This window comes from Shinella sp. JR1-6, assembly GCF_004284735.1.
Classification (GTDB): Bacteria; Pseudomonadota; Alphaproteobacteria; order Rhizobiales; family Rhizobiaceae; genus Shinella.
This window is the reverse complement of the sequence record NZ_SHMI01000074.1, coordinates 1-4537: the sequence shown is the minus strand read 5'-3', so window position 1 is coordinate 4537 and position 4537 is coordinate 1. Positions and strand designations below refer to the sequence as shown.

Sequence of the window (4537 nt, the reverse complement as noted above, 5' to 3'; positions counted from 1 at the left end):
AGGTGGCCGGATTTTACTCCGCCCGCAGCAGCATTATGCCGCCGCTACCGTGGCCGACTTTTGCACCGCCGCTCTCACCTTGAAGCGGGGCCTTTGTCCCAATGGCTGTATGCGGCTCGCGTTGCTGCGGGGCATGATGTGGTTTTGCTGGAAACGCGGCATGTGAAGGCGGCGCTTTCGGCGATGACGATGAAGACTGACCGCAAGGATGCACGAGGGATCGCGCAACTGCTCCGCATGGGATGGTACGCCCGGTTCACGCCAAATCGTCGCCGGCCCAGGACACTCGGGCTCTATTGGTCGGCCGCAAGCTTCTGCAATCCAAGCTACTCGACGTCGAGCTCAGTATTCGGGGCATCCTGCGTGGCTATGGGTTAAAGGTCGGCGAGGTCAGCCGCGGGCGTTTCGAGGCGCGCATCCGCGAACTGATTGCAGGGCATTCGACATTGTCGAGGGTGATTGACGCGATGCTGACGGCGCGAGTAGCGCTGTGGAGCGAATTTACGAAGCTGCACCGCGAGATGCGCAGGATCGCCCGCGCCGACAAAGTTTGCAAAAGGCTGATGAGCGCACCAGGCGTCGGTGCCCTGGTTGCGCTGACCTATCGCTCCGCGGTTGATGATCCTGCCCGGTTCGAAAAGTCCAGGACGGTGGGTGCCTACTTCGGTCTGACGCCGAAGAAATATCAATCCGGCGAAACCGATCGGGATGGCGGAGTCAGTAAGGTCGGCGACGCTATGGTGCAAACGGCATTGTTCGAGACCGCCCACATAATGCTGACGCGGGCGACGCGCTTTTCCAGTCTAAAACGTTGGGCGCTCGATGTGGCCAGGCGTCGCGGGATGAAGCGTGCGAAGGTCGCCCTTGCCCGCAAACTCGGTGTCGTTCTTCACCGCATGTGGGTGGATGCAACTTTCGCTGGAGCGTAAGCCCTGTCGCGGCATGAGGAGAGATATGTGATTGATGCAGGCAAGCACAAGGTCTGCATCTGATAAGGTCCCGTCGCTGGGACGCAGGCTTGGCAAGGTCGTGTGTAGTGCTGTGACCGCTTCGGCGAAGCACGCTCCCTAGATTGACCTGTCGGCTTGTTGATCTGATGGCATAGTGTGGCAGTCTTCGTGCTGACCACGGACAGAAGCATGACCCCAGCGACGAGATAATCATTCCGAGGGACTTGACGGACAAAGGCCCATTACAGAAGCACGACTTTGGCAGAATTTTAGAAGAGAGTGGTCGGCGGCAGTGCGGACATCGTGTTGATGGTGGCCGTTCGAGGGCGGCGATGATAGTCGCGCGGATGGCCGGAAGGGTGGGCTGGGGTGGCGGGCCCTGGCTTCTTTTTTTCCCGCTCCGCCTGCTTGAGGCGCCGAGATTGAAGGAAGGCATAAGCAATCATGGTCATGAGCGCGTGCCGATGCAGCCCCGTCCATGATCGTCCCTCGAAGTGGTCGAGCCCGAGTTCCTCCTTCAACTGCTGATGCGCCTGCTCGCGGATCCAGCGCGCCTTGATCGCGCCGGCCAGGCGCTTGAGCGAGGTGTCGGCGGGCAGGTTCGAGAGGTAATATTTGCCCTCTCCATTCGAACGATGTTCGCCGATCAGCCAGGCCTCTTCTCCCGGCAGATGCTGCTGCCCCATGTCGCCGATCCTCTGGGTCGGCCCGTCGGCCACCTTGATCCGCACGGCGGCGAAGCGGGCCTTCAGCGGCCCCTTGGTGCCACGTCGCCAACTCAGCGTGCGCCAGGGCGCGGTCGCCAGCGTCTTCTCCGCCGATACCGACTTTGCGTCGGGCACATGGTTCTTGCGCGGGCGCCCGCGCCCGGCGACGGGACAGATGAGGGCCAGGTCAACCGGATAGACCTTCTGGGTCCCCCCAACGCCCACGGCCCAGGTAAGGCCACGCTCGCTCAGCCCCTGCCGGAAGGGCGCGGAGATCGGCGTCGATCTCGTAAAGGACCCGTCGAAGGCGCTCGAGCTTCCGATCGCCGTCCAGATCCTCTTCGTCGGCATCGAACTCGGCAGCTTCACCGGGAAGGCGTTGAACGACTAAATCACCGATGGCCGGGCTGACTACGTCGGTGCCCGTCAAATCGTCAACGGCACGGACAAGGCCGAGAAAATTGCCGGCTATGCCGTAGCCTTCGAGCGGGCGCTTGTCGCTGCAGGATACAAATCCGCCACCAAACCGGCTTTGCCCGGCGCTGAACCTACCGGCCCGGCAACGAGCTTCCCGATATCGTTGAGCTCGACTGGTGGACGTGGCCGACGAAGTGCGTCCTGCCTGAGGGGCAGTTCATACTGAATACGCTATGGACGATCAGGCCGACGCTGTTTCCCGAGAAGGAAATTAGGGTCCGATCGAATGTGTTCACGGTGTCGCCCTGAAAATCCGCCGGGTGGGAACGTTGATATCGACACTCGAGAACCGCATTCATTTTAGGTGCGTCTACGACAATCTAGATGAACGAAGTAGGGATCACTAATATGCTTGTTGACGAAGGACGCTTTTCTGCTCGGCTTGAGCCGGCGGGAGGCCTGGAGCTTCCTCATCGCGTTGTTGTGGAGCAGAATTAAGGGCCAAAGCGTCGGGAGGATGAAGGATATCCAGGCGGTACCGGAAGGATTCGATCTCGGCGTTTGAGAAGCGTTCCAGATCTTGAAGTATCCACATCGAAATCGCAATCAATTCAGAATCGCTCAGATTCTGATTTTCGTTCTGAATGAGAGGAACCATAGCCACCAGTTCGCAGCTCTGCCCGGATTGATCATAAACTCGTACAAGAAAATTCTGCATAGCTTCCTCCAAATTGGTGGGAAGCGATCCATAATACACGTTTTAGCAGATTTTTTTATTTTTTAATGCGCACAATTGTGTGGCTTCACTGACGTGATCGTTTACCATCCAGGCTGCCGTAGAATTTAGAGCACGTCCTGTTCAATCCGGTTCATACCCTGCTGCCCTGAAGTCGTTGGCACATTCGGCGGGTGAGAACTGGTCGAGTATGTCGCCGAGTGCATCCCATAGGGCTTTGATGGTCCGCTCGGCTTTGGCGCGCAGCAGTGCCTTGAGTTTCGAGAAGGCATTTTCGATCGGGTTGAAGTACGGGCTGTACGGCGGCAGGTAAAGCAGGCGTGCTCCTGCCGCCTCGATGGCATCGCGAACACCGGTGATCTTGTGGGCAGGCAAATTGTCCATCACGACGACGTCGCCTGACGACAGACTCGGCACCAGTATCTGCTCGACATAGGTGAGGAACACATTGCCGTTCTTGGCGTTATCGTAGACGAACGGCGCGCTCATGCCCGTCAGTCGCAATGCGCCGGTGAAGGTTGTCGTTCTCCAGTGGCCGTGCGGGATGCCGGCTCTGCAGCGTTCACCGCATGGCGCTCTTCCACGCAGACGCGCCATCTTGGTCGACAGCCCGGTCTCATCGATGAAGACGAGGCGTGCCGGATCGAGGTCAGGCTGGCCGTCGAACCAGGCGCGGCGGCGTTTCAGGATGTCGGGACGGTCCTGCTCCAGCGCGTGGGCGGATTTATTGAATGGCCCACCCATTCCCCCAGCATCGAGTACGATGCTGATATCCAGAAAGCGAAAGGAGCGAGCCAATGTCTATTGCGATCCTCGGGATTGATCTGGGCAAAAACGCTTGCAGCATAGTTGGCGTGGATGCGGTCGGCGCGGTCATTGTTCGCTGAACGATGCGTCGGCAGACGTTGATTGACTACGTTGGCAGGCTTCCGACCTGTGTGGTCGCAACACATGCCGGGCGAGGAAGCCTGGTTGGTTGGCGAATGGCGATCAAAAGACGAGCGTAAATACTACCTGTCCGACTTGCCGGCCGATGCGACATTGAAAGCGCTGGCGGCCGCCATCAAGGCGAGATGGGTTTCCGCGACAACAATTCTTCCGCATCCCAGCCATAGAATTTAGATGCAGCCTGATTTGCGTGCATGATATCCAGATTATCGCCGTCGCACAGCAACATGGGCATCGGATTTGCGTCGAACAACTGGCCAAGCCATTCCTCGCGCTGCTTCAAATCAGTGATGTCGATGCGCATGCCGATAGCGCCGCCGTCGAGCGTTCGGCGGTCGTCGTGCCGGAGCCATCGGCCGTCGCGAAGCTGCTGTTCTTCCTGTGCGGCAGGCAGCCGGAACTTCTCCATGCGCTCGACAAGCCATGTTTCCTTGTCCTCGATGAATTCCCGCATCTCGTCGCCGGCAAGGTTGATCTTCAGTATCTCCTCAAAATGAATGCCCGGCCGAAGATGCCTGGCAATGTCACTGTAGAGTTCTGCATATTTCTGGTTCCAAAGGACCTATCGGCCCTCTGCGTCAAAAACGCAGACCGCTTGAGGCAGCATGTCGAGAATGGATCGCAAGCGGATTTCTGCGACTGGAACTTCTTGTTCCTTTGTCCGCTCGACATCGATGAAAACCGTCATCATTTCGTCGGAGCGTAATCCTCCGGTGGAGGCCGCGGGTTATGCCGCTTGAGCGTTCAGCGTGTCTTGCTGCCAGTTCCACGGAAGCAAT

At 58.6% G+C, this 4537-nt stretch carries 2 protein-coding genes and 4 pseudogenes; 2 read left to right on the top strand and 4 right to left on the bottom strand.

What is annotated here, in order from left to right; translation table 11 throughout:
* Positions 1-69: 69 nt before the first annotated feature.
* A pseudogene (locus tag EXZ48_RS33965) lies at positions 70-929 on the top strand (IS110 family transposase); the annotation flags it as partial.
* A gap of 290 nt (positions 930-1219) precedes the next feature.
* Here the strand turns inward: EXZ48_RS33965 and EXZ48_RS33960 are convergent.
* The 3 genes and pseudogenes from EXZ48_RS33960 to EXZ48_RS33950 form a co-directional block, all read right to left on the bottom strand.
* Positions 1220-1933 (bottom strand): annotated as a pseudogene (locus EXZ48_RS33960) (IS701 family transposase); the annotation flags it as partial.
* A 544-nt stretch (positions 1934-2477) separates the two neighbouring features.
* The gene (locus EXZ48_RS33955) at positions 2478-2792 is read right to left on the bottom strand and encodes a hypothetical protein (RefSeq protein ID WP_037405227.1); all 315 of its coding nucleotides are present in this window, start codon (positions 2790-2792) and stop codon (positions 2478-2480) included.
* 141 nt (positions 2793-2933) lie between these two features.
* A pseudogene (locus tag EXZ48_RS33950) lies at positions 2934-3536 on the bottom strand (IS630 family transposase); the annotation flags it as partial.
* Between the two features lie 219 nt (positions 3537-3755).
* Between EXZ48_RS33950 and EXZ48_RS33940 the strand changes: the two are divergent.
* Positions 3756-3890 (top strand): annotated as a pseudogene (locus EXZ48_RS33940) (IS701 family transposase); the annotation flags it as partial.
* Here EXZ48_RS33940 and EXZ48_RS33935 read toward each other — a convergent pair.
* Positions 3874-4281, bottom strand: a complete 408-nt coding sequence (locus EXZ48_RS33935) for a PAS domain-containing protein (RefSeq protein ID WP_156031801.1) — start codon at positions 4279-4281, stop codon at positions 3874-3876. The pseudogene EXZ48_RS33940 and the gene EXZ48_RS33935 overlap by 17 nt on opposite strands.
* Positions 4282-4537 lie beyond the last annotated feature (256 nt).

What these genes read in the sequence shown, in the direction of transcription:
- EXZ48_RS33955 (WP_037405227.1), bottom strand. Translation starts at nt 2,792, where the DNA reads ATGCAGAATTTTCTTGTACGAGTTTATGATCAATCCGGGCAGAGCTGC.